Below are 23,527 nucleotides of genomic sequence, written 5' to 3' on the forward strand. Positions count from 1 at the left end.
TCAGTATCCTGGGTGCGACGAACCAATATCGGGGTTGAGCTCCTCGTCTTCGAGCAGTGCTTCCATACCCCGCGAAGCATTCCAGATGCGCACGATGGAAACGTGCGCAAGTAGCTCCACGTAGTAGACCAGGTAGCCGTCGAAGCGACGAACCGGATGAAAACGCAACGGCGCTGGCAGCGAGGGCAACAGATCCGCATGCAATGTGGAACCAGCACCCGGGTGAGCCTCGACCAGCTTGACGACGGACTCCACCGCATCGATGAAGCCGACTTCCAGCACTTCTCCGCCCTGATCTGCATACCAGGCTGCTGCCTGGTCGAGATCTAGAACCGCTGCAGGAGACCAGTGCGAAGGTCTCACTTGCGGTTCCGAGCACGCTCACGGAGCTTGTCGAAGTGATCCGGCGCCAGAGGCGCCGAAGGACCAGAAGACAGCCCCTCGGCAATCAGCTGCTTGAGCAGTTCTTCGGCCTTGCTGCGCTGGCGCTGGCGGATCAGGTCGCGCACATAGTCCGACGTGCTGGAGTAGCCGCCTTCGCGCACTTCTTCGTCCACGAACTGCTTGAGCGGATCAGTCAGCGAAATGTTCATGGTGGCCATGAGACTCTCCATTGGCAGTTTTTGCCAAGTCAGTGTGCGCCCTGCCCAGGTGTCGGACAAGCCCGCCCCCGGCCTCCGGGGGCAGGCATTCAGGCCGGTATCACGCCACCTTGGCGCCTTCCAGGAAGTCCTGCGCGAAGCGCTGCAACACGCCACCGGCCTCGTAGATCGCCACTTCCTCGTCGCTGTCCAGGCGGCAGGTGACCGGCACGATCACGTCCTGGCCGTCGCGGCGGTGGATGACCAGCGTCAGCTCGGCGCGCGGGGTGCGCTCGCCGACCACGTCGAAGGTCTCGGTGCCATCGATGCCCAGGGTCAGGCGGGTGGTGCCCGGCTTGAACTCCAGCGGCAGCACGCCCATGCCGATCAGGTTGGTACGGTGAATCCGCTCGAAGCCCTCGGCCACGATCGCCTCCACGCCAGCCAGGCGCACGCCCTTGGCGGCCCAGTCACGCGAGCTGCCCTGGCCGTAGTCGGCACCGGCAATGATGATCAGCGGCTGCTTGCGCTCCATGTAGGTCTCGATGGCTTCCCACATGCGCATCACCTTGCCTTCCGGCTCCACGCGCGCCAGCGAACCCTGCTTCACGCTGCCGTCGTCGTTGCGCACCATCTCGTTGAACAGCTTCGGGTTGGCGAAGGTGGCGCGCTGCGCGGTCAGGTGGTCGCCGCGGTGGGTCGCGTAGGAATTGAAGTCCTCTTCGGGCAGGCCCATCTTCGCCAGATACTCACCGGCGGCACTGGAGGCCAGGATCGCGTTGGACGGCGACAGGTGGTCGGTGGTGATGTTGTCCGGCAGCACCGCCAGCGGGCGCATGCCCGACAGCGTGCGCTCACCGGCCAGTGCGCCCTCCCAGTACGGCGGGCGACGGATATAGGTGCTCTGCGGGCGCCAGTCGTACAGCGGGCTGACCGTCGCGCCGTGCTCCACGCGCACATTGAACATCGGGTTGTAGACGCGGCGGAACTGCTCCGGCTTGACCGAGGCCTTGACCACGGCGTCGATCTCGGCGTCGCTCGGCCAGATGTCCTTCAGGCGCACCTCGTTGCCGTCGGCGTCCACGCCCAGCACGTCCTTCTCGATGTCAAAGCGTACGGTGCCGGCGATGGCATAGGCGATCACCAGCGGCGGCGACGCCAGGAAGGCCTGCTTCGCATACGGGTGGATGCGGCCATCGAAGTTGCGGTTGCCCGACAGCACAGCCGTGGCGTACAGGTCACGGTCGATGATCTCCTGCTGGATGGCCGGATCGAGCGCGCCGCTCATGCCGTTGCAGGTGGTGCAGGCGAAGGCGACGATGCCGAAGCCCAGCTTTTCCAGGTCCGGCAGCAGGCCGGCCTCTTCCAGGTACAGCTGCACCGCCTTCGAGCCGGGCGCCAACGATGACTTCACCCACGGCTTGCGCAGCAGGCCGCGCTCATTGGCCTTGCGTGCCAGCAGGCCGGCAGCGATCACGTTGCGCGGGTTGGAGGTGTTGGTGCAGCTGGTGATGGCGGCGATGATCACCGCGCCATCCGGCATCAGCCCCTGTGCCTGCTCGGCCTTGCCCGCTGCCAGCTTGGCCTCGTCGGCGATGCCGCGCTCGGCCAGCTCGGCGGTCGCCACGCGCTTGTGCGGGTTGGACGGGCCGGCCATGTTGCGCACCACGCTGGACAGGTCGAAGCGCAGCACGCGCTCATACTGTGCGGTGGCCAGGTCGTCAGCCCACAGGCCGGTGGTGCGCGCATAGTTTTCCACCAGCGCCACCTGCGATTCCTCGCGCCCGGTCAGGCGCAGGTAATCGATGGTCTGCCCGTCGATGTAGAACATCGCGGCGGTGGCGCCGTATTCGGGGCACATGTTGGAGATGGTGGCGCGGTCACCGATGGTCAGTGCCGCCGCTCCCTCGCCGAAGAATTCAAGGTACGCGCCGACCACGCGCTCCTTGCGCAGGAATTCGGTCAGCGCCAGCACCACGTCGGTGGCGGTGATGCCCGGCTGCGGCCTGCCGGTCAGCTCGACGCCGATGATATCCGGCAGTCGCATCCACGAGGCACGACCGAGCATCACGTTCTCGGCTTCCAGGCCGCCCACACCAATGGCGATCACGCCCAGCGCATCCACGTGCGGGGTGTGGCTGTCGGTGCCCACGCAGGTGTCGGGGAAGGCTACGCCGTCCTGCACGTAGATCACCGGCGACATCTTCTCCAGGTTGATCTGGTGCATGATGCCGTTGCCCGGCGGAATCACGTCCACGTTCTCGAACGCCAGCTTGGTCCAGTCGATGAAGTGGAAGCGGTCTTCGTTGCGGCGATCCTCGATCGCGCGGTTCTTCTCGAACGCCTGCGGATCGAAACCACCACACTCCACCGCCAGCGAGTGATCGACGATCAGCTGCACCGGCACCACCGGATTCACCTTGGCCGGGTCGCCGCCCTTGTCGGCGATCGCATCACGCAGGCCAGCCAGGTCGACCAGTGCGGTCTGGCCGAGGATGTCGTGGCACACAACGCGCGCCGGGAACCACGGGAAATCCAGGTCACGGCGGCGCTCGATCAGCTGCTTCAGCGAATCGGCGAGCGTGGCCGGATCGCAGCGGCGCACCAGGTTCTCGGCCAGCACGCGCGAGGTGTACGGCAGGGTGGCATAGGCGCCGGGCTGGATTGCATCGACGGCGGCGCGCGCGTCGAAATAGTCCAGCGCGCTGCCGGGGAGGTTCTTGCGGTAATCGGTATTCATGGGCTGGCGGAATGCTTGGGGCGGGCCGGGTGCCGGCGGTGCGGCGGCGAAAGCATCCGGCCGGCACGCGGCCGGCCGGATGGGGACAGCAGGTGGATCAGACGCGCTTGTCGATGGCGACGAAGTCGCGGTCTTCCGGACCGATGTAATTGGCGCTCGGGCGGATGATCTTGCCGTCGATGCGCTGCTCGATGATGTGCGCGCTCCAGCCGGCGGTGCGCGCGATCACGAACAGCGGGGTGAACATCGCGGTCGGCACGCCCATCATGTGGTAGCTGACGGCGCTGAACCAGTCCAGGTTCGGGAACATCTTCTTGATGTCCCACATCACCGATTCCAGGCGCTCGGCGATGTCGTACATCTTCATGCTCGACTGTTCTTCGGACAGCTCGCGGGCCACGTCCTTGATCACCTTGTTGCGCGGATCGGAGACGGTATAGACCGGATGGCCGAAGCCGATCACCACTTCCTTGCGCTCGACGCGGGCCTTGATGTCTTCCTCGGCCTCATCCGGATTGTCGTAGCGCTTCTGCACTTCGAACGCCACTTCATTGGCGCCGCCGTGCTTCGGGCCACGCAGTGCGCCGATGCCACCGCAGATCGCGCTGTACATGTCGCTGCCGGTACCGGCGATGACACGACAGGTGAAGGTCGAGGCGTTGAACTCGTGTTCTGCGTACAGGATCAGCGAGGTGTGCATCGCCTTCACCCACGAGTCCTGCGGCTTCTCGCCGTGCAGCAGGTGCAGGAAGTGGCCACCGATCGAGTCATCGTCGGTTTCCACGTCGATGGCACGGCCGTTGTGGCTCCAGTGGTACCAGTACAGCAGCATCGAGCCGAGGCAGGCCATCAGCTTGTCGGCAATGTCGCGCGCGCCCGGATGATTGTGGTCATCCTTCTCCGGCGCCACGCAGCCGAGCACGGACACACCGGTGCGCATCACGTCCATCGGGTGTGCCGACGGCGGCAGTTCTTCCAGTGCGGCCTTCACCGCGGCCGGGATGCCACGCAGCGACTTCAGCTTGGCCTTGTACGAAACCAGCTCGGCGCGGGTTGGCAGCTTGCCGTGCACCAGCAGGTAGGCGATTTCCTCGAACTCGCTGGTGTTGGCCAGGTCCAGGATGTCGTAGCCACGGTAATGCAGGTCGTTGCCACTGCGGCCCACGCTGCACAGCGCGGTGTTGCCGGCGGCGGTGCCGGACAGGGCGACGGACTTCTTCGGCTTGAAGGTCGGGGTTGCGGTCGTATCGTTCATGTTTCCCTCCGAAACTTGATGGTGCAGGGTACTGCTTATTTCTTGGCGGCGAACAGCGCATCGAGCTGCTGCTCGAAGGCGTGGTAGCCGATGCGGTCGTAGAGTTCTTCGCGGGTCTGCATGGTTTCCACCACGTTGCGCTGGTGGCCATCGCGGCGCACCGCCTGGTAGACGTTCTCGGCCGCCTTGTTGGCCGCGCGGAACGCCGACAGCGGGAACAGCTGGATCGCAACACCGGCCGAAGCCAGTTCATCGCGGCTGAACAGCGGGGTGGCACCGAATTCGGTGATGTTGGCCAGCACCGGCACCTTCACCGCGTCGACGAAGCGACGGTAGGTGTCCAGGTCGTAGGCCGCCTCGGCGAAGATACCGTCGGCACCGGCCTCGACACAGGCAATGGCGCGCTCGATGGCCTTGTCCACGCCGTCCACCTGGATGGCGTCGGTACGCGCGATCAGGAAGAAGTCCGGATCGGTCTTGGCATCGGCGGCAGCCTTCACGCGGTCGACCATTTCACCCTGCGAGACGATCTCCTTGCCCGGACGGTGACCGCAGCGCTTGGCGCCAACCTGGTCTTCGATGTGGCAGGCGGCCGCGCCGGCCTTGATCAGCGATTTCACGGTGCGCGCGATGTTGAACGCACTCGGCCCGAAGCCGGTATCGATGTCCACCATCAGCGGCAGGTCGCAGACATCGGTGATGCGGCGCACGTCCACCAGCACGTCTTCCAGGGTGTTGATGCCCAGGTCCGGCAGGCCCAGCGAGCCCGCGGCAACACCGCCGCCGGACAGATAGATGGCGCGGAAGCCGGCGCGCTTGGCCAGCAGGGCGTGGTTGGCGTTGATGGCGCCGATCACCTGCAGCGGCGATTCGGCAGCAAGCGCCTCACGGAAGCGGGCACCGGCGGAGAAAGGGGCGGAAGCGGTCATGCGGCAATCCAGGTTGGAGAACGGATAGGTAGGCGCAAGCACCATGCCAAGCTGCAAGCCGTTGATTTCACGGGGATGACCGCCACGCAATAGTGAAACGTATGAAACACTGAAACGGATGTATCATGAAACATCACGTCGACCTCCAGCCGCCATGTACCTGCCCCGCTCACCCCTGCGCCACGCCGACACCGACCCCGGTCGCCCGGTGATTTGGACGGTCAGCGTCTCGCGCCTGACCGGCCTGCTCGGCGATGTCATTCCCGAATTCGATCGACGCGCGCGCATCGAGCAGATCAACCTAGGTTTCGAGGAAGCGGTGGATGTGATCGGTCAACGCCTGCGCCGCGAGCATTGCGACGTGGTCATCGCCGGCGGCTCCAACGCGGCCTGGCTGCGCGGTCGGCTGGAGCTGCCACTGGTGCCGATCCAGGCCAATGGCTTCGACCTGATGGAAGCGTTGGCCCGTGCCCGCCGCATCGCCAGCCGCATCGGCCTGGTCACCCACGCCAGCGACGTACCGGCGTTCAGCAACTTCCAGCAGAGTTTCGGCCTGGATATCGAGCACCGCCGCTTCGTCACCCGCGAGGATGCGCGCGACTGCATCGCCGACCTGCGCGCCAACGGCATCGAGGTCATCGTCGGCACCGGCATGGCCATCGACCATGCCGAGCAGGCCGGCCTGCCGGGGGTACTGCTCTATTCGGCCGACTCGGTGCGGCAGGCGTTTGAACATGCGCTGGAGCTGACCCAGGCGCTGGCCCGCTCCAGCGGCAACCGAGCCGCCCCGCGCCGGCGCCCGGCAGCGCGTGCCGACACGCATGAACTGCTCGGCGACAGCCAAGCGATGGCCCAGGTGCGCGCACAGATCGCGCTCTACGCACCGCACGACAGCACGGTGCTGGTCACCGGCGAAACCGGCACCGGCAAGGAACTGGTAGCGCGTCAACTGCACGCCGCCAGCGGCCGTCGCGGGCGCTTCGTGGCGCTGAATTGCGGCGCCATCAGCGAATCACTGCTGGAAGCCGAACTGTTTGGCTACAGCGATGGTGCCTTCACTGGTGCACGGCGCGGTGGTCGCGTGGGCCTGGTCGAGGCCGCCGATGGCGGTACGTTGTTCCTGGATGAGATCGGCGAACTGCCGCTGCCGTTGCAGACCCGCCTGCTGCGCGTGCTGGAAGAACGCGAGGTGCTGCGTGTCGGCGCTACCGAACCGACCGCAGTCGACCTGCGCGTGGTGGCCGCCACCCTGCAGTCGCTGGAGCAGCGCGCGGCGACCGGCAGCTTCCGTCGCGACCTGTATTACCGGCTGGCCGCGCTACGCATCGCCCTGCCCCCGCTGCGTGCGCGGCGCAGTGACATCCCGCTGCTGGCACAGCACTTCTTCCGCCAGCTGCGTGGCATCGACGCGCCATTGGATGAGGATGCACTGGCGTTGCTGAGCGCGGCCGAGTGGCCGGGAAACGTGCGCGAACTGCGCAATCTGGTGGATCGACTACGCATCCACTGGCAGCCGGCTGAAGGGCCTATTGATGCTTCGCGACTGCTGCAGCTTGCGCCCGAGCTGGCAAGCGAAGGCGCGGCGGCACTGCCGCTGGAAAGCAACGGCAAACGCCCGCCGCGTGCGCAGCTGGAAGCATTGCTGCAGGAACATCGCAATGACCGCGAGGGCATGGCACAGGCGCTGGGCGTATCACGCACCACGCTATGGCGCTGGCTGCGCGCGGAGGGTCTGTAGAGCCGAGCCCATGCTCGGCTGCTTCTGCAGGGACAACAGCCGAGCATGGGCTCGGCTCTACAGCAGCCCCGGCACCGCCCTGACTTACGGATACAGCAGTCGCTTGCTCCAGCGCCCTTCAGCACCGGCTTCATAGCACCAGCGCTCGTGCAGGCGGAACTGCGCGCCGTACCAGAACTCGATGCGGTCAGGCACCACGCGCAGGCCGCTCCAGCCGTCCGGGCGCGGCACGTCCTGGCCCTCGAAGCGGGCTTCGACCTCGGCCACGCGCGCGTCGAATTCCTCGCGCGTGGCCAGCGTCTTCGACTGCTGCGAAGCCCAGGCGCCGATCTGGCTCATCCGCGGGCGGCTGGCGAAATAGGCGTCGGCCTCGGCATCGGCCACCTGCTCGACGCGACCCTCGATGCGCACCTGGATGCCGGCCTCGCGCAGGCTGCGCCACAGGAACAGCAGTGCAGCCTGCGGATTGGCCTGCAGCTCCCGGCCCTTGTGGCTGTCCAGGTGGGTGTAGAACACGAAGCCACGCTCATCGAACGCCTTCAGCAGCACGGTGCGCGCCGACGGACGGCCGTGCGTATCGGCGGTGGCCACGGTCATGGCGTTCGGCTCGACCTCGCGGCTCTGCCTGGCCTCTTCGAACAGGCTGGCAAACGTGGACAGGGCTTCGGCGTACAGGTCGCTCATGATTGCGTTCTTCTCACACGGATTGGGCTATTGTGGCTGCATGGCCGCTGCTGCGTATATGCCCCAGGTGAAAGGATTCCCCGAAACATTGGCCGAACAGGTGCTGGACGACGCACTGGGCAGTGGCGCAGCGGTTCCAGTATTGGCGATCAGCGGCCTGCAGGGGAGCGGCAAATCGACGCTGGCCGCGCAGGTCGTGGCCCGCGCCCAGGCACGCGGCCTGAACGCCGCCACGCTGTCCATTGATGATGTCTACCTGACCCGCGCACAGCGGCAGCGGCTGGCCCGCCAGGTGCATCCACTGCTGATCACCCGGGGCCCGCCGGGAACCCATGACCTGCCGCTGGCCCACGCAGTGCTGGATGCGGTGGCCGCGCGCCAGCCCTTCGCGATGCCGCGTTTCGACAAGCTGGCCGACGAACGCCTGCCCGAAGCGCAATGGCCGCGCCTGCACCAACCGCTGGACCTGCTGGTGTTCGAAGGCTGGTTTCTGGGCACGCCCGCGCAGGATGACAACGCGCTGGACAGCCCGTTGAACGCGCTGGAGCGCGAGGCCGACGCCGATGGCCGCTGGCGGCGCTGGTGCAACCAGGCGCTGGCCCGCGACTACCCGGCGCTGTGGCAGCGCTGCGACCGGCTATGGTTCCTTCATCCGCCGGATTTTTCGGTGGTACCGCGCTGGCGCTGGCAGCAGGAGCAGAACCTGCAAGCCGCGCAGCCGGGCCGGCACGGCATGAGCCGGCCACAGCTGGAGCGCTTCGTGCAGTACTACGAGCGGGTCAGTCGGCAGGCACTGCACACCCTGCCCGCCCTCGCCGACCACGTGGTGGTACTGGACGGCCAGCGCCAAGTGCAGGACGTGCGCTGAGCACGCCTATTCCACCAGGAAGGTCACCCGCAGGTTGACCCGCCATTCGGTGATCTCGCCGCTGCCATTGGTGACCACCTTGGTCTCGTTCACCCAGGCGCCCTGGATGCCCTTGACCGTCTCGGAGACCTTCTTCAGCCCACTGCGCACGGCGTCCTCCACGCTCTTCGGCGAGGAGGCGGTGATTTCGATGACCTTGGCGACCGTCATGGCCTGTACTCCGGCTGGCGCGGGAGACCCCGCTGGAACGCCTACCCTGACGTGAAGAACGTAAAGGCCAGGGCACGGAGGTGTTAGCATCAGAGGGCATGAATCCTGCTCCGAACCTGATCCTGATCGGCCCGATGGGCGCCGGCAAAACCTGCATCGGCCGCCGCTTGGCCGAGCGCTTCACGCTGGACTTCGTCGATGTCGACCAGGCCATCGTCGATGCCGCCGGTGCCAGCATCCCGACCATCTTCGAGCACGCCGGCGAAGCCGGTTTCCGCAACCATGAACGCGAGGCCCTGGCCCGTGTGCTGGAAGGCCGCGGCCAGCTGGTCTCCACCGGCGGCGGCGCGGTGCTGGACCCCGACAACCGTGCACTGATCGCCCGCCGCGGCTTCGTGGTCTACCTGCGGGTCAGCGTGACCGCGCAGCTGGAACGCCTGGCCCGCGACAAGGGCCGGCCGCTGCTGCAACGCCCGGACCGCGAGCAGGTGCTGCACGACCTGGCCGCACACCGCGACCCGCTATACCGCGAACTGGCCGACCTCACCCTCGATACCGACCCGTACACCGCTGCCGATGCGACTGCCCAGCTGGTGGTCAAGCTGGCCACGCAATGGCAGCGCCAGGACCTGACTGCATGACTTCCCCCGCCCTGCTGCAGGTCGCCGTTGGCGGCGACCGCCCCTACACCATCACCATCGGCGCCGGTGTCCAGGCCGATGGCGCTGCACTGGCCGCGCACGTTCGCGGCCGCCACGTGCTGCTGCTCAGCGACAGCGAAGTCGCCCCGCGCTATCTGGCACCGGTGAAGCAGACCCTGCTGGCCGCGCGCCCCGACCTGATCATCGGCGAGCACGTGCTGGCCGCCGGTGAGGCCTCCAAGACGCTGGCCGAATTCGGCCGCGCGATCGAAGCGCTTGCGGCGCTCGGCGCCACGCGCGACGCCTGTGTCTTCGCCCTCGGCGGCGGCGTGGTCGGTGACCTTGCCGGATTTGCCGCCGCCTGCTGGATGCGCGGCGTGGACTGCGTGCAGCTGCCGACCACCCTGCTGGCGATGGTCGATTCGTCGGTGGGCGGCAAGACCGCCGTCGACATCCCGGCCGGCAAGAACCTGGTCGGCGCCTTCCATCCGCCGCGTGCGGTCATCGCAGATACCCGCGTGCTGGCCACCCTGCCGCCGCGCGAACTGCGTGCAGGCCTGGCCGAAGTGGTGAAGTACGGTGCGCTGGGCGACGCGGTGTTCTTCGAATGGCTGCAGCAGCATGTCGATGCGCTGGTCGCCGGTGAAGACCACGTGCTTTCCGAAGCCATCGCGCGCAGCTGCCGGCACAAGGCCGCCATCGTCGAGCGCGATCCGTTCGAGAAGGGCGAACGTGCCCTGCTCAACCTCGGGCATACCTTCGGCCATGCCATCGAAACCGAGCAGGGCTACTCGGCTCCAGGCCGCGATGCGCTGAACCATGGCGAGGCGGTGGCGGTGGGCATGGTGCTGGCGGCGAAGCTGTCCACCGACCTCGGCCTGGCCGACGATGCCGACCGCGCTCGCCTGCAGGCACTGTTGGAACGCCTCGGCCTGCCGGTGGCGATCCCGGCCGGGCTGGACCCGCAGGCCCTGCTCGGCCGCATGCGCCTGGACAAGAAGAACGTGGCCGGCCGCCTGCGCCTGGTGCTGTGGCGCGGCATGGGCCGCGCCGAAGTGGTGCCGGACGTCGATGAGGCGGCGGTACTGAAGGTGCTGTCAGCCAGGTAGAGCCGGCCGCTGGCCGGCTCCTCCACGCATGAAGTTGCCGGCCAGCGGCCGGCACTACCACGTTGCGGCAGGGGTCACCCCTGCCCCGCTACAATCGGCGCCATGCACGTCTACCTGCAACATCCCGACGCCGGTGCGCAGGCACCGCGTTTCCTGCGCCTGAGCCTGCAGCCGGACCTGTTCGGCGGCTGGGAGCTGCTGCGCGAGAGCGGCCGCGTCGGCAGCCGCTCGCAGCTGCGGCGCGAGCTGTTCCTGCAGGCCGACGACGCCCGCCACGCCTTCGAGAAGGCCCGCGATGCCGAACTGCATCGCGGCTTCCAGATCCTTTCGCACGGCGACTGACGCCGCTGCTCCTCCCGTCCAAGGAATGCCCATCGTGACCAGCCCTCTCCGCAACGATCGCCTGCTGCGCGCCCTGCGCCGCGAACCGGTGGACTGCACCCCCGTCTGGCTGATGCGCCAGGCCGGCCGCTACCTGCCGGAATACCGCGCGACCCGGGCCAAGGCCGGTAGCTTCCTGGCCATGGCCAAGACCCCGGAGATCGCCTGCGAAGTCACCCTGCAGCCGCTGCGCCGGTTCCCCCTGGACGCAGCCATCCTGTTCTCGGACATCCTCACCATTCCCGATGCGATGGGCCTGGAGCTGTACTTCGTCGAAGGCGAAGGCCCGAAGTTCCGCCATCCGGTGCGTGATGAAGCGGCCATCGCCAAGCTGGCGGTGCCGGACATGGAGCAGGACCTGGGCTACGTGATGGATGCGGTACGCCTGATCCGCCGCGAGCTGGACGGCCAGGTGCCGCTGATCGGCTTCTCCGGCAGCCCCTGGACGCTGGCCTGCTACATGGTGGAAGGCGGCGGCAGCAAGGATTTCGCACGCATCAAGGCGATGGCGCTGAACCATCCGCAGGCGCTGCACCGCCTGCTGGAGGTCACCACCGAAGCGGTGATCGCCTACCTCGGTGCGCAACGCGCGGCCGGTGCGCAGGCGCTGCAGGTGTTCGACACCTGGGGTGGCGTGCTGTCCCCGGCGATGTACCGCGAGTTCTCGCTGCGTTACCTGCAGCGGATTGCACAGGGCCTGGATCGCGGCGAAGGCAGCGAGCGCACGCCGCTGATCCTGTTCGGCAAGGGCACCGGCCTGCACCTGGAAGCACTGTCGCAGACCGGCGCCGATGCACTTGGCCTGGACTGGACGCTGGACCTGGACGAAGCAATGCGCCGCACCGGTGGTCGCGTCGCGCTGCAGGGCAACCTCGACCCGACCACGCTGTACGCCTCGCCGGATGCGATCGCCACGGCCGCAGCGCGCGTGCTCGACACCTATGCCGCCGGCAACGGCGGCTCGCGCGAAGGCCATGTGTTCAACCTCGGCCACGGCATGTCGCCGGACATGGACCCGGCGCATGTGCAGGTCCTGGTCGACGCGGTGCACGCGCACAGCCAACGCTGAGCATTCCGCATGCCATCACGGCGCGATGTTGATCGCGCCGTGACCCGCAGTGCGCGATCATGGCGGCCCCCACGCTGCACCGGCCACACCCCATGTCCACATCGCCATCGACCTACAACCGCCAGCGTCCCCTGCTGTGGCTGGTGTCCCTGGCGATCTTCATGCAGATGCTGGACTCGACCATCGTCAACACGGCGCTGCCAGCGATGGCGGCCAGCCTGGGCGAGAGCCCGCTGCAGATGCAGTCGGTGGTGTTCAGCTATGCGCTGGCGGTCGCCACCTTCATTCCCGCCTCGGGCTGGATCGCCGACCGCTATGGCACCCGGCGCACCTTCCTGGTGGCGATCATCCTGTTCACCCTCGGCTCGCTGGCCTGCGCGTTGGCCCAGCACCTGCACCAGCTGGTCGGCGCGCGCGTGCTGCAGGGCATCGGCGGTGCGATGCTGCTGCCGGTCGGTCGGCTGGCGGTGATGCGCTCGGTGCCGCGCGAGGATTTCCTGCGCGCGATGAGCTTCATCGCCATCCCCGCGCTGGTCGGCCCGCTGATCGGCCCGACGCTGGGCGGCTGGCTGGTCGAGATCGCCTCATGGCACTGGGTGTTCCTGATCAACCTGCCGATCGGCGTGATCGGTTTCATCGCCGCGATGAAGATCATGCCCGACCATTACGCCAGCCATCGCACCCGTTTCGACCTGCGCGGCTACATCATGCTGGCCTTTGCGATGGTGGTGCTGTCGCTGGCCTTGGACGGCATCTCCGGACTCGGCACCCCACACGCGCTGGTGATGCTGATGACGGTCGCGGGCCTGGCTGCGCTGGTGGGCTACTGGCTGCATGCCGCCAATTCCACCGCACCCTTGTTCTCGCTGGCCCTGTTCCGCGTACCCAGCTACCGCATCGGCATCCTCGGCAACCTGTTCTCACGCATCGGCAGCAGTGCCATGCCGATGCTGATCCCGCTGCTGCTGCAGGTCGGCCTCGGCCTCGGCCCGATGAACGCCGGCCTGATGATGGTGCCCGTAGCGGCGGCTGGCATGGTGTCGAAGAAACTGGCAGTGAAGCTGGTCGAACGTTACGGCTACCGCCGCGTGCTGATGACCAACACCGTGCTGGTGGGGCTGGCAATGGCCAGCTTCATCCTGATGACACCTGGCCAGCACCTGGCCTGGCGCCTGGTGCAGCTTGCGTTCTTCGGCGCGGTCAATTCACTGCAGTTCACCGTGATGAACACCGTGACGCTGCGCGACCTTGACCGCGAATTCGCCAGTTCCGGCAACAGCCTGCTGTCGATGGTGATGATGCTGGCCGCCGGTTTCGGCGCTGCGGCGGCCGGCAGCCTGCTGGCCGCGTTCGGCAATCACCTGGACAGCAACAGCGCGACCGCCGCGCTGCATGCCACATTCCTGTGCGTGGGCGCGATCACCCTGACCTCGACGATGATCTTCTGGCAGCTGCCTGACACCAAGCCCGAACCGCGGCAGGTCGAGCACGTCGCGGAGTGAGGATGGTTCGGCAGGGCCTGCGGCCCTGCACCCGCGGTAGTGCCGGCCGCTGGCCGGCAACAGCAACAGCCAAAGCGGCATTCCGTGGGTTGGCGGGGCGGTGTCGCAGTGCGGGGACGCCGCAAGTACGTCCCTGTAGGCTTGTCAGCCGCATCCATGCGGCTGACACCCCGCACTGCGACACCGCCCCACCTCTGACGGATTCCGGCGGCTCTTGGTAGGTGTCGACCTTGGTCGACACATCTGTCAGATATCGAAATCGATCTGGGGTCAGATCCGTTTTCCTACGGGAAACGGATCTGACCCCACGCCATTTCAACAGCTCGCAGAATTCTGTCGAAGGCGGGGTGGGTCCACAGGCCCTGCAGAACCTACCTACCCGTGGCCCTGGCGATCGCTTCCACCAACAGCTCACCAGTCACCGGCTTGCGCAGGAAGCCGCCAATGCCGGCTGCTTCCACCTGCTGCTGCAGGTCCGGATCGGTCCGCGCCGTCACTGCCAGCAGCGGCAGCATGTAGCCCTGGTTGCGCAGGTGCTGGGCCAGCTCGAAACCACTCAGGCCCGGCAGGTCCAGATCCAGCAGGCCGACGTCGAAATCGCCGGCACTGATCTCGCGCAGCGCCGCCAGCGCATGGCCGGCATGCACCACCTCGTGGCCGCGTGCGCTCAACAGGCCACGCACCACGTCGGCCACGGTGGCATCGTCCTCGACCAGCAGCACCCGCAGCGGCGGCATGTTCGCCGCTTCGTCGCGATGCCCCTCGGCCGATGCCTCGGCATCGCTGTTCACCACCAGCGGCAACGGCAAGGTCACGCCGAAACAGGTGCCCCGACCCAGCTGGCTCTCCACCTGGATCCGCCCCTGCATCGCATGCGCCAGCTCGCGGCAGATCGCCAGACCGAGGCCACTGCCACCGTACTGCGCGGCGGTTCGTGCACCATCGGCCTGCTCGAAGCGGCGGAACAGGCGCTGCTGTTGTTCCTGGCTGATGCCCGGGCCGGTATCGCGCACCTCGAAGTGCAGCGCACGCAGCTCGCCATCGCAACGTGCATGCAGGGTGATAGTGCCGCGGCTGGTGAATTTCACTGCGTTCGACAGCAGGTTGAGCAGGATCTGCCGCACGCGCATGGCATCACCGGTCGCCTGCAGGCCCGCAGGCAGCTGGTTGTCGAGGACGAAGCGCAGGCCCTTCTGTGCAGCCAGCGGGCCCATCAGCGCCGCCAGATCCTGCAACAGGCCATTCAACGCAAACGACCGCGACTGCAGTTCCAGGCGCCCGGACTCGATCCGCGCCAGGTCCAGCGCATCGTTGACCAGGTGCAGCAGGTGCTCGCCAGCATGCCGGATCGACTGCGTGTAGCCACGCTGCTGCGGGTCCAGTGGCGAGGCAAGCAGCAGCTCGCTCATGCCCAGCACGCCGGTCATCGGCGTGCGGATCTCATGGCCAAGGTTGGCCAGGAAGCGGGTCTTGGCCGCCGACGCCTGCTCGGCCAGTTCCTGCTTGTGCAGCGCCAGCTGGTAGGCGTGCCGCCGCTGCAGGCGGCGTCGGTACAGCCAGGCAAACCAGCTGGTCAGCAGCAACCCGACCGACGCCAGCACCAGCAGGCCGGACAGGCTGCGCCACCACGGCGGCTGCACGCGGAATTCCAGGCTCTGCACCCGCGACCACACATGGTCGGCCGACCGGGCCTGTACTTCCAGCCGGTAGCTGCCCGGCGCCAGGCGCGAGAACAGGCGCTCGCCGGCCGGGCCGACTTCGACCCAATCGGGGTCGTAGCCGGCCAGGCGGTAGCGGTACGTATTGGACGCCGAGTCGGCGAAGGACAGCAATCGCGCGACGATGCGCAGGTCGCGGTCGCCATCGGCGATCTGCAACGGCGCATCGTGGGTCATGTCCAGCACCTGCTCATTGCGGCGCACTTCCACCCGCTCGATCACCAGCGGGGCGCGACGGACCGAAGGCCGTACCTGCTCCGGGTCGAACACCACCGCGCCCGCTGCCGTTCCGGCCACCAGATGGCCATCGGCCGCTGCGATCAAGGTGTGCTCGCGGAATTCCTGGCTTGGCAGGCCGTCGTGCACGCCGTACAGGCGCACGCTCTGCCCATCGGCACTGACACGTACCAGGCCGCGTGCGCTGGTCGCCCAGGCCACGCCCTGCGCATCCACCACCAGGCCGGAGGCGGAGATCGCCGGATAGCCCTGTTCGGCACCGACCACCGCCTGCCGTTCCAGGCGTCCCTGGCTCCAGCGGTAACGGGACAGGCGACCATCCTCGGACAACCAGACCTGGCCGTCACGGCCCACATGCAACGCATGGATCGCCGTTGCCGGCGCACCCGGCACCGGCTGGAAGCGCTCGCTTTCCGGCAGCCACTGCAACAGGCCACGGCTGCTGGCCAGCCAGATGTGGTCCTGCGGACCGCATTCCACATCGAGGTTGAGCTGGCCCTGCTGCAGGCCGCGCTGGCCATTGTCCAGCTGGCGCCGCACGTGGCCGTCGAGATCGCGCTGCTGCACGCCTGCGGGCAGCATCAACCAGAGGCTGTCGCCGTCGCAGGTCATCATCGCTTCGACCACCCCTTCCATCGCCGCATCTGCACCGGCATCACGGCCCCAACGACGCAGTTCGCGCCGTTGCGGGTCGTAGCGCACCAGCGCATCGGTCGATCCAATCCAGACCTGGCCACGCCGGTCCTCACGCACCGAGGTCAACCAGTGCATGCCGTTGACCCAGGTGCGATGCTGCTCGATCCTGCCGGTCTTCGGATCGAAGCGGTCCAGCGCGCCATGGCTGCCCACCGTCCAGACGCCGCCGTTGCTGGAGGGGCTGGTACCCAGCACGAGCGCATTGCGCAGCGAGCTGGGGTCGTCCTCCAGGCGCGACAGCACCGAGAACTGCCACCAGCGTGGCAGCAGGTGCCACAGCCCGGCATTGGTGCTGGCCAACCAGATGCCACCTTCGCGGTCCTCGTAGGCACCGGTCCAGTTCGGCCGTACCGGACCGCGCGCGATCGCGCTGTACAGCGGCACGGTCTGGTACTGGCCATCGACCGCACGCCCCAGCCCGGTGCGTGTATCCAGCCAGTGCCCGCCCTGCTCGTCGCGCAGCATCATGCCCAGCACCTGCTCGCCCGGCGGCAGCTTCCACGGGGGGGCTTCGAAGCGGCCATCCGGGCGGCGCACGGTGGCGCCGGCCATCGTGCTGATCCACAGGCTGCCATCCGGTTCGGCGGTCAGTCCGTTGATCAGAAGGCTGGGGATGATGTCCGTACCGACACGCTCGAAGTCGGTCCCGGTCCAGCGCGCCACGCCATGCTTGGTGCCGATCCACAGGCTGCCATCGGCCAGCGTGGCCAGGTAGGGCACCGACGACGAAGGCAGGCTGCGCGGATTGTTCGGCTCGGGCAGGAAGCGCTGCAGGCGATCCTGGCTGTCCAGGCGGTACAGGCCGCCTTCGTGGGTACCGAACCAGATCGAGCCATCAGGCGTGCTGGCCAGGCTCCAGACCGTGTTGGTACCCATCAACGGCTGGCTGCTGCGGTCGTAGAAGTGCAACTGGCGGCGGTCGGCCGACATGCGCACCAGGCCGGCGTTCTCGGTGCCTATCCACAACTGGTTGCGGGCATCGACCAGCACCGTCCAGATGCGGTTGTCACGCAGTCCATCCTCGGAACGCCACACGCGGTAGGTGCGGCCGTCATAGCGGGCCAGGCCATCGTTGGTGGCGATCCACAGGTAACCGTAGCGATCCTCGGCCATGCGGTTGACGGTATTGGACGGCAGGCCATCGAACACCGTCACCTGCCGCGGGCTCGGAGGCACCGGCTGTGCCGCAGCGGGCAACGCGCAGCACAGGAGGACCAGCAGCAGCATCGCCGCCCGCAGATACACCACCGATTGCCTCCTCACGCTGGTCCTGATGATTCCCGCGCTGCGGGCGTCGGCATGGTAAACCGAAAGTCGCGCCGTTCACGCCCGGCGTCGGCGTCGTCACGCAGTCGCCTGTCGTTTCGCACGCGCCTGGGCGATGGCCGTCACCAGCAGGTCGCCGGTCACCGGCTTGCGCAGGAAGCCATCGAAGCCTGCGGCCAGCACCTGGGTTTCGGCATAGGCATCGGAACGGGCGGTCACCGCCACCAGCGGCAGTTCATAGCCCATGGTGCGCAGCTGGCGGGCGATGGCCGTACCGTCCAGCGCGGGCAGATCGAGATCGAGCAGGCCGACGTCGAAACCATCGGTGGCGATCTCCGACAGCGCGCCCAGGCCATGCAGCACGTGGACCACCTCATGCCCGCGCACGCGCAGCAGGCCGGCGATGACCTCGGCCACCGTGGCATCGTCCTCGACCAGCAGGATGCGCAGCGGCGGCAGTTCCGGCAGGGCCGCCACGTCGCCCGCTTCGCTGGCGGCCTGGCGCGTCCAGGGCAGGGGCAGGCGCACGCGGAACCGCGCGCCCTTGCCAGGCTGGCTGTCCACTTCGATGCGCCCCCCCATCGCCACCGCCAGTTCCTGGCAGATCGCCAGCCCCAGACCACTGCCGCCGTAGCGCGACGCGGTACGCGGGCCGTCGGCCTGTTCGAAACGATGGAACAGGCGCTGCTGCTGCTCGGCATTGATGCCCGGGCCGCTGTCATGCACTTCGAAACACAGGCCGCCCTTTTCTTCCAGGCGTACGGCCAGGCCGACGTGGCCGCGCTCGGTGAATTTGATCGCGTTGCCGAGCAGATTCAGCAGGATCTGGCGCACGCGCATCTCGTCGCCACTGACACTGATCGGCCCGGGCGGGTCTTCGCCGCGCTGGAACACCAGCTGGCGTTGCTGCGCGATCGGCTGCATCAGGCCCTGCACCTGGTCCAGCAGCTCCCCCAGATCGAACGGGCGCAGGTCCAGCTCCAGCCGCCCGGCTTCGATCCGGGCCAGGTCCAGGGCATCGTTGACCAGCCGCAGCAGATGGCTGCCGGCCTGCTGGATGGACCCGGCGTAGCCGCGCTGCACCGGATCCAGCGGAGTCGCCAGCAGCAGTTCGCTCATGCCCAGCACGCCAGTCATTGGCGTGCGGACTTCGTGGCCCAGCGTAGCCAGGAAACGGCTCTTGGCCTGCGAGGCCTGCTCGGCCAACTGCTGCTTGTGCACCGTCAGCTGCCATTGCTGGCGGCGGCGCAGCCGCGCGCGGATCGACCAGACCAGAACCACCAGCAGCAACGACCCCAGCAGGATGTAGCCGAATATCGCCATGCCGCTGCGCCACCACGGCGGCAGCACCTTCACCTGCAACTGCTGCGAAGGTGTCCACGCGCCCCGGGCAGTCGCGGCCTGCACCTCGATGACATAGCGGCCGGTCGGCAGCCGCGACAGGGTGCGCTGGCCATCGCCCCCCTGCTCCACCCAGTCCTGGTCGTAACCCTGCACGCGGAAGCGATACCGGTTGCCCTGCGGGCTGGCATAGGAAAGCAGCCGCGCATCGATCTGCAGATCGCGGTCGTCCGGTCCCAGCAGCAGGGTGCCGGTGAGCGGCAGCGGTTGCCAGCCGCGTGCGTCGTCGCGCCGCACCCGCACTTCGGCGATCACCAGCGATGAAGGCGGCAGCACGGTGTCGTCGGCATTCACATCAAAGGCGACCAGGCCGGTCTGGGTAACCGCCAACACGCGGCCATCGGCGTTCACCGCAGGTGGCCGACCGGTGAACTCGGCATCGGACAGGCCATCGCGTTCGTTGAACTGTTGCAGGCGCCGCGTCTTCGGGTCCCACCGCAGCAGGCCGCGCGGCGTCGTGGCCCACAGCTGGCCATTGTCGGCCAGCGCCAGCCCCCCCATGGTCACCGGCGGCACGCCCGCACTGCCGTCGATGCGCTGGATCAGGCGCAGGCTCATGCCATCCCACTGGTAGCGCTCGAAGGCGCCTTGGCGCGCCAGCCACAACTGCTGCGGATCGATCCATGCCAGATCGTAGATCGGGCCGCGCGAAACGCCGGGCACTGCCTCGAAGCGTCCGGCCTGCTCACGCCAGATGCCCATGTCGCCCATCACCCAGGGCCGGCCGTGGGCGTCGAAGCGGATCTGCTCGATCGGCGCATCGGCCGTCCCGCGGAAATGTTCCAGCGGATGACTGTGCAGCAGCCGGCCCTCTGCATCGCGCTGCTGCAGGTCCAGGCCCATCACCGACACCCACACCGTGCCATCAGGGGCCTGCCGCATCAGGTCGATGCGCTGGCGCAGGTCGGCACTGCCATCGATCCGCAGATCACGCAATGCGCCGGTGGCCGGATCGTAGACGCTGATGCGGCCGCCGCGTCCCAGCCACAGGCGACCATCCGGGCGCGGCAGCACCGACCACACCACGCCGTTGCCGAGCTGCCGGTCGCTGGCCAGCAGGCGCAGGGTGCCCTGCGCATCAAGCTGGTACACCCCTCGCGCCGAGCCGACGTAGTAGTTCTTCCCGTCGCTGGCCGCGCTCAACAGGTACTGGCTGTCCAGCGGCTTGCCGTCGAGCTGGTTCCAGATTGAGAAGCGCCGCCAGTCCGGTGGCAGATAGGCCAGGCCCTGGGTCAGCAACGCCACCCACAGTCCGCCCTCGTGGTCCTGCAGCAGGTCAAGCACACCGCTGTGCGCGGTCAGGAAGCCGCTGCCGCGGTCCCCCTCCAGCCGGCGCAACGCCGCCGCATCCCCTCGCAACAGGCCATCGGAGGTACCCGCCCAGTAGCCCCCCTGGCGATCGGCCAGGACCAGGGCCGACCGCAGCTGGGCACTGTCGGCCCATCGCGGGCGACTGACCCGGTCCTGCCCATCGATGCGGTAGAGGCCATCGTTCTGGCTGCCTACCCAGATCGAACCGTCTGCATCACGGCTCAACCGGAGCACGCTCAGCCTCCCCAGTTCCCGCGCGGCCACCGGCTCGAAGCCGCTGCCGTTCCAACGCGCCACACCGGCTTCGGTGCCGACCCACAGGCGGCCCCGCGCGTCGACCAGGCTGGTGAAGATGCTGTTGCTGGGCAGGCCACCCGGGCGCGCGGGATCATGGGTGTAGAGGCGCACGCTGCCGTCTTCGCCGAAACGGCAGACGCCATGGTTGTTGGTCCCGATCCACAAGGCGTCGTCGACATAGGCCAGTGCCCAGAACTGCCCCTGGCAGGTGGAATTGACCGTATCGAAGGTCTGGAAGCGCTCGCGGTCGGCATCCAGGCGTGCCACGCCCTTGCCATTGATGCCCACCCAGACCCGGTCCAGCGGGTCGATCAGCAGGGTCTCGATCTCGTTGCCAGGCAACGAGCCCGGCTGTTCCGGGTCGTGCTCCCAGACCCGCAGGCTGTTGCCGTCATAGCGGGCGAGTCCACCATCGGTGGCGGCCCAGACGTGGCCCTGGCGATCCTCGGCCAGCGCCACCACCATGCGAGACGGCAAGCCTTCGGCGGCACCGAAGCGGCGCAGGCGTGGTGTTTCTGCCATGTCCAGGGTCGCAGCCGCCGTGGCCATCGCCACCAGCAGCAGTCCCATACCTGCGATGCCACGGCACCACAGGCGCCAGCCGCTCGTCATCCTGAACCCCCTGTCCTGCGCCGATTGTCACACAGGGCCGGGGTCATGGCTGCAACAGCCTGTTTCCAGCGGCGGCACCACCACGAACTGTTGCACCCATGCACGCAACGTTGGCAGGGGGCTGTGCGTATGATCGCAGCGTCCCCTTCCGGAGCCCGCCATCGATGCGTCCCTGCCTGGCCCTGCTGCCGATGCTGCTCGCCACCGCCCCTGCCTGGGCGGCCGCTGACACCTATCGCCTCGATCCGGTGCACACGCGGGTGCTGTTCTCGATCGACCACGCAGGCTACTCGCAGGCCATGGGCACGGTATCGGGCAGCGAGGGGCGCGTGCGGTTCGATCCCGACAACTGGCGCGACGCCACCGTGGAAGTGGATATTCCGGTGTCGCGGCTGGACCTTGGTGATGCCAAGTGGAACCAGGCCACCTTGGCCCGCAGCCTGCTCGACGGCGAGCGCTTCCCGACCGCGCGGTTCGTCTCCACCAAAGTCGAACCGATCGATGCCAGGCGCGCCCACGTGATCGGCACGCTGACCCTGCGCGGGGTCAGCCAGGAAATCACGCTGGATGTGACCCTCAACGCCATCAAGCGCTATCCGCTTCCCCCGTTCCGACGCACCGCCGGTTTTTCCGGCAGCACCACGCTGAGCCGGCGCGCGTTCGGCATCACCGCCTGGCCGGGCGTCATCGGTGATGCAGTACAGCTGAGGATCGAGGCGGAAGCCACCCTCGACCGCAGCGACGCCCCGGGAACTCCCGCTCCCCTTCCACACTCCGACCCCAAGACGGCCCGCTAGAGGACCCCTCATGACCGCCAAGAACACCCCCGCCGCCTGGGGGAGCGTCAGCCAGATCCTGCACTGGTTGATCGCACTGCTGATCCTCGCCCTGGGCGTGGTCGGCCTGACCATGGACGAACTGCCCAAGACGCCCAAGTACTTCTGGGTCTACACCGCGCACAAGTCGATCGGCATCACCGTGCTGGCGCTGGTGCTGTTCCGCCTGGGCTGGCGCCTGTACGCCGGGGCACCGAAGCCGGTGCCGGGCGTGCCCAGCTGGCAGGAGCGCATTGCCAGCGCCACCCACGTGCTGCTGTATGTGCTGATGTTCGCCATCCCGCTGTCGGGCTGGCTGTACGATTCGGCCAGTGGCCTGCGCCCGTTCCGTTGGTTCGGCCTGGTCGACGTGCCCAAGCTGAGCGGCCCCGACCCGCAGGTCGTCGCGGTGTCCCATGCCCTCCACGAATACGGCTTCTGGCTGTTGATCGCGGTGGTGCTGGCCCATGCCGGCGCTGCCTTCTACCACCACCTGTTCCAGCGCGATGCAACGCTGTCCCGCATGTTGCCGCGTGGCTGGCTCGCCTCCCCTCAGAAGGACTGACCGATGAACCTGAAACTGACCACTCCGGCCGCCGTGGCCGCCGCCCTGGCCGGCATGCTGGCCACCGCTCCGGCACTCGCTGTCGATTACGCGCAGGCTCCCGGCGCCGGTTCGATCCTGGTGTTCGCCACCAAGTACGACGGCGAAGTGTTCACCGGCAGCTTCCCTGGCTTCGCGACCAAGCTCAGCTTCGACCCGGCCAACCCGGCTGCCGGTTCGCTGGATGTGGTGATTCCGCTGGCAGGCGCCAAGAGCGGCAACAGCGATCGTGACTCGACCCTGCAGGGCGCCGACTTCTTCAACGTCGGCAAGTTCGCCACCGCGCGCTACACCGCCAAGGGCTTCCGCGCCATGGGCAATGACCAGTTCGCCGCCGATGGCACCCTGGAGCTTCGTGGTGTCAGCAAGCCGGTCACGCTGACCTTCACCTGGAAGCCGGGCACCCAGCCGGTGCTGACCGGCAAGGCCACGGTCAAGCGCCTGGACTTTGGCGTCGGCGGCGGTGACTGGGCCGACACCAAGACCATCCCGGACGAAACCGCGATCAGCACGATCGTGAAGTTCGACGCGAAATAAACCGCATCTGGTAGTGCCGGCCGCTGGCCGGCATCACCGGGAACAGAGGGGTTGCCGGCCAGCGGCCGGCACTACCGATCGACGGCCAACCACGCCTGAACCGTGGCCGCGTCGAACGGCCAGTCCAGCTCGCGGTCGCCGCGCTCGTCACGCAGCACCGGCACCCGCGTGCCATAGCGCGCTTCCAGCGCCGGCTGGTCGTCCAGGAACACCGATTCGAACTCCGGCGCCCGTGCCCTGGCCAGCTCGGCCAGGGCCATGTCGCACAGGTGGCAATCGTCACGTTGGATAAGGGTCAACACCGGCCGGGCTCCCGTGGCGGAAAT

At 67.7% G+C, this 23,527-nt stretch carries 20 protein-coding genes; 10 read left to right on the plus strand and 10 right to left on the minus strand.

Annotated elements, in window-relative coordinates:
- From ACEPA4_RS14985 to prpB, 5 genes are all read right to left on the minus strand, one after another.
- Window positions 1-363: a type II toxin-antitoxin system RelE/ParE family toxin gene (locus ACEPA4_RS14985; protein ID WP_139727503.1), complete on the minus strand. Its 363-nt coding sequence runs from the start codon at window positions 361-363 to the stop codon at window positions 1-3.
- Complete coding sequence (locus tag ACEPA4_RS14990; RefSeq protein ID WP_139727505.1) at window positions 360-602, minus strand: type II toxin-antitoxin system ParD family antitoxin; 243 nt, start codon at window positions 600-602, stop codon at window positions 360-362. The genes ACEPA4_RS14985 and ACEPA4_RS14990 overlap by 4 nt, the downstream gene beginning before the upstream one ends.
- Before the next feature lie 100 nt (window positions 603-702).
- Complete coding sequence (gene acnD, locus ACEPA4_RS14995; RefSeq protein ID WP_065178213.1) at window positions 703-3,321, minus strand: Fe/S-dependent 2-methylisocitrate dehydratase AcnD; 2,619 nt, start codon at window positions 3,319-3,321, stop codon at window positions 703-705.
- A gap of 97 nt (window positions 3,322-3,418) precedes the next feature.
- Window positions 3,419-4,576, minus strand: a complete 1,158-nt coding sequence (prpC, locus tag ACEPA4_RS15000) for a 2-methylcitrate synthase (protein WP_005418357.1) — start codon at window positions 4,574-4,576, stop codon at window positions 3,419-3,421.
- 35 nt (window positions 4,577-4,611) lie between these two features.
- Window positions 4,612-5,505 carry a methylisocitrate lyase gene (gene prpB, locus ACEPA4_RS15005; protein WP_005418360.1) on the minus strand — a complete coding sequence of 298 codons (894 nt, stop codon included), beginning with the start codon at window positions 5,503-5,505 and terminating at the stop codon, window positions 4,612-4,614.
- Between the two features lie 154 nt (window positions 5,506-5,659).
- Here prpB and prpR point away from each other — a divergent pair, with 154 nt between their 5' ends.
- The gene (gene prpR, locus ACEPA4_RS15010) at window positions 5,660-7,243 is read left to right on the plus strand and encodes a propionate catabolism operon regulatory protein PrpR (RefSeq protein ID WP_139727509.1); all 1,584 of its coding nucleotides are present in this window, start codon (window positions 5,660-5,662) and stop codon (window positions 7,241-7,243) included.
- An 84-nt stretch (window positions 7,244-7,327) separates the two neighbouring features.
- Here prpR and pdxH read toward each other — a convergent pair whose 3' ends face one another.
- Window positions 7,328-7,927: a pyridoxamine 5'-phosphate oxidase gene (gene pdxH / locus ACEPA4_RS15015; protein WP_065178210.1), complete on the minus strand. Its 600-nt coding sequence runs from the start codon at window positions 7,925-7,927 to the stop codon at window positions 7,328-7,330.
- 40 nt (window positions 7,928-7,967) lie between these two features.
- Between pdxH and ACEPA4_RS15020 the strand changes: the two genes are divergently transcribed.
- Window positions 7,968-8,795, plus strand: a complete 828-nt coding sequence (locus ACEPA4_RS15020) for a kinase (protein ID WP_139727511.1) — start codon at window positions 7,968-7,970, stop codon at window positions 8,793-8,795.
- A 6-nt stretch (window positions 8,796-8,801) separates the two neighbouring features.
- Here the strand turns inward: ACEPA4_RS15020 and ACEPA4_RS15025 are convergent, their stop codons facing one another.
- Window positions 8,802-9,005, minus strand: coding sequence for a dodecin family protein (locus tag ACEPA4_RS15025; protein ID WP_005410663.1), 204 nt, complete (start codon window positions 9,003-9,005; stop codon window positions 8,802-8,804).
- A gap of 98 nt (window positions 9,006-9,103) precedes the next feature.
- Here ACEPA4_RS15025 and ACEPA4_RS15030 point away from each other — a divergent pair, with 98 nt between their 5' ends.
- The 5 genes from ACEPA4_RS15030 (at window position 9,104) to mdtD (ending at window position 13,707) form a co-directional block, all read left to right on the plus strand.
- Window positions 9,104-9,646 carry a shikimate kinase gene (locus ACEPA4_RS15030; protein WP_005418375.1) on the plus strand — a complete coding sequence of 181 codons (543 nt, stop codon included), beginning with the start codon at window positions 9,104-9,106 and terminating at the stop codon, window positions 9,644-9,646.
- Window positions 9,643-10,755, plus strand: coding sequence for a 3-dehydroquinate synthase (gene aroB, locus ACEPA4_RS15035; protein WP_262090301.1), 1,113 nt, complete (start codon window positions 9,643-9,645; stop codon window positions 10,753-10,755). Before ACEPA4_RS15030 ends, aroB begins: the two co-directional genes overlap by 4 nt.
- A 102-nt stretch (window positions 10,756-10,857) precedes the next feature.
- Entirely contained in the window at window positions 10,858-11,097 is a 240-nt protein-coding gene (locus tag ACEPA4_RS15040) for a WGR domain-containing protein (RefSeq protein ID WP_053498927.1), read from the plus strand.
- A 25-nt stretch (window positions 11,098-11,122) separates the two neighbouring features.
- On the plus strand, window positions 11,123-12,205 hold the full coding sequence (hemE, locus tag ACEPA4_RS15045) for a uroporphyrinogen decarboxylase (RefSeq protein WP_032954409.1): 1,083 nt from the start codon (window positions 11,123-11,125) through the stop codon (window positions 12,203-12,205).
- Window positions 12,206-12,297: 92 nt separating this feature from the next.
- Complete coding sequence (gene mdtD, locus ACEPA4_RS15050; protein WP_005418383.1) at window positions 12,298-13,707, plus strand: multidrug transporter subunit MdtD; 1,410 nt, start codon at window positions 12,298-12,300, stop codon at window positions 13,705-13,707.
- A 371-nt stretch (window positions 13,708-14,078) separates the two neighbouring features.
- Here the strand turns inward: mdtD and ACEPA4_RS15055 are convergent, their stop codons facing one another.
- Together ACEPA4_RS15055 and ACEPA4_RS15060 are read right to left on the minus strand one after the other, a co-directional pair.
- Complete coding sequence (locus ACEPA4_RS15055) at window positions 14,079-17,606, minus strand: ATP-binding protein (protein ID WP_374082881.1); 3,528 nt, start codon at window positions 17,604-17,606, stop codon at window positions 14,079-14,081.
- A gap of 96 nt (window positions 17,607-17,702) precedes the next feature.
- Entirely contained in the window at window positions 17,703-21,245 is a 3,543-nt protein-coding gene (locus tag ACEPA4_RS15060; protein WP_164229823.1) for an ATP-binding protein, read from the minus strand.
- A 164-nt stretch (window positions 21,246-21,409) separates the two neighbouring features.
- On the opposite strand from ACEPA4_RS15060, the gene ACEPA4_RS15065 reads away from it, so the two are divergent.
- From ACEPA4_RS15065 to ACEPA4_RS15075, 3 genes are read left to right on the plus strand one after another with little or no spacing between them, the layout of a single operon-like run.
- Window positions 21,410-22,042, plus strand: coding sequence for a YceI family protein (locus tag ACEPA4_RS15065; protein WP_053499626.1), 633 nt, complete (start codon window positions 21,410-21,412; stop codon window positions 22,040-22,042).
- Window positions 22,043-22,052: 10 nt separating this feature from the next.
- The gene (locus tag ACEPA4_RS15070; RefSeq protein WP_065185435.1) at window positions 22,053-22,625 is read left to right on the plus strand and encodes a cytochrome b; all 573 of its coding nucleotides are present in this window, start codon (window positions 22,053-22,055) and stop codon (window positions 22,623-22,625) included.
- Between the two features lie 3 nt (window positions 22,626-22,628).
- On the plus strand, window positions 22,629-23,201 hold the full coding sequence (locus ACEPA4_RS15075; protein WP_262220389.1) for a YceI family protein: 573 nt from the start codon (window positions 22,629-22,631) through the stop codon (window positions 23,199-23,201).
- A gap of 71 nt (window positions 23,202-23,272) precedes the next feature.
- On the opposite strand, the gene ACEPA4_RS15080 is transcribed toward ACEPA4_RS15075, so the two are convergent.
- Window positions 23,273-23,503: a glutaredoxin family protein gene (locus ACEPA4_RS15080; RefSeq protein ID WP_032954410.1), complete on the minus strand. Its 231-nt coding sequence runs from the start codon at window positions 23,501-23,503 to the stop codon at window positions 23,273-23,275.
- Between the last annotated feature and the right edge of the window lie 24 nt (window positions 23,504-23,527).

It is taken from the genome of Stenotrophomonas sp. P2112 (assembly GCF_041897515.1).
Classification (GTDB): domain Bacteria; phylum Pseudomonadota; class Gammaproteobacteria; order Xanthomonadales; family Xanthomonadaceae; genus Stenotrophomonas; species Stenotrophomonas sepilia.

Bases quoted from the DNA above. Each gene is read 5' to 3' on its own strand.
- ACEPA4_RS14990 (WP_139727505.1), bottom strand. From the start codon at position 602: ATGGCCACCATGAACATTTCGCTGACTGATCCGCTCAAGCAGTTCGTG.
- acnD (WP_065178213.1), bottom strand. From the start codon at position 3,321: ATGAATACCGATTACCGCAAGAACCTCCCCGGCAGCGCGCTGGACTAT.
- prpC (WP_005418357.1), bottom strand. From the start codon at position 4,576: ATGAACGATACGACCGCAACCCCGACCTTCAAGCCGAAGAAGTCCGTC.
- prpB (WP_005418360.1), bottom strand. From the start codon at position 5,505: ATGACCGCTTCCGCCCCTTTCTCCGCCGGTGCCCGCTTCCGTGAGGCG.
- prpR (WP_139727509.1), top strand. From the start codon at position 5,660: ATGTACCTGCCCCGCTCACCCCTGCGCCACGCCGACACCGACCCCGGT.
- pdxH (WP_065178210.1), bottom strand. From the start codon at position 7,927: ATGAGCGACCTGTACGCCGAAGCCCTGTCCACGTTTGCCAGCCTGTTC.
- ACEPA4_RS15020 (WP_139727511.1), top strand. From the start codon at position 7,968: ATGGCCGCTGCTGCGTATATGCCCCAGGTGAAAGGATTCCCCGAAACA.
- ACEPA4_RS15025 (WP_005410663.1), bottom strand. From the start codon at position 9,005: ATGACGGTCGCCAAGGTCATCGAAATCACCGCCTCCTCGCCGAAGAGC.
- ACEPA4_RS15030 (WP_005418375.1), top strand. From the start codon at position 9,104: ATGAATCCTGCTCCGAACCTGATCCTGATCGGCCCGATGGGCGCCGGC.
- aroB (WP_262090301.1), top strand. From the start codon at position 9,643: ATGACTTCCCCCGCCCTGCTGCAGGTCGCCGTTGGCGGCGACCGCCCC.
- ACEPA4_RS15040 (WP_053498927.1), top strand. From the start codon at position 10,858: ATGCACGTCTACCTGCAACATCCCGACGCCGGTGCGCAGGCACCGCGT.
- hemE (WP_032954409.1), top strand. From the start codon at position 11,123: ATGCCCATCGTGACCAGCCCTCTCCGCAACGATCGCCTGCTGCGCGCC.
- mdtD (WP_005418383.1), top strand. From the start codon at position 12,298: ATGTCCACATCGCCATCGACCTACAACCGCCAGCGTCCCCTGCTGTGG.
- ACEPA4_RS15060 (WP_164229823.1), bottom strand. From the start codon at position 21,245: ATGACGAGCGGCTGGCGCCTGTGGTGCCGTGGCATCGCAGGTATGGGA.
- ACEPA4_RS15065 (WP_053499626.1), top strand. From the start codon at position 21,410: ATGCGTCCCTGCCTGGCCCTGCTGCCGATGCTGCTCGCCACCGCCCCT.
- ACEPA4_RS15070 (WP_065185435.1), top strand. From the start codon at position 22,053: ATGACCGCCAAGAACACCCCCGCCGCCTGGGGGAGCGTCAGCCAGATC.
- ACEPA4_RS15075 (WP_262220389.1), top strand. From the start codon at position 22,629: ATGAACCTGAAACTGACCACTCCGGCCGCCGTGGCCGCCGCCCTGGCC.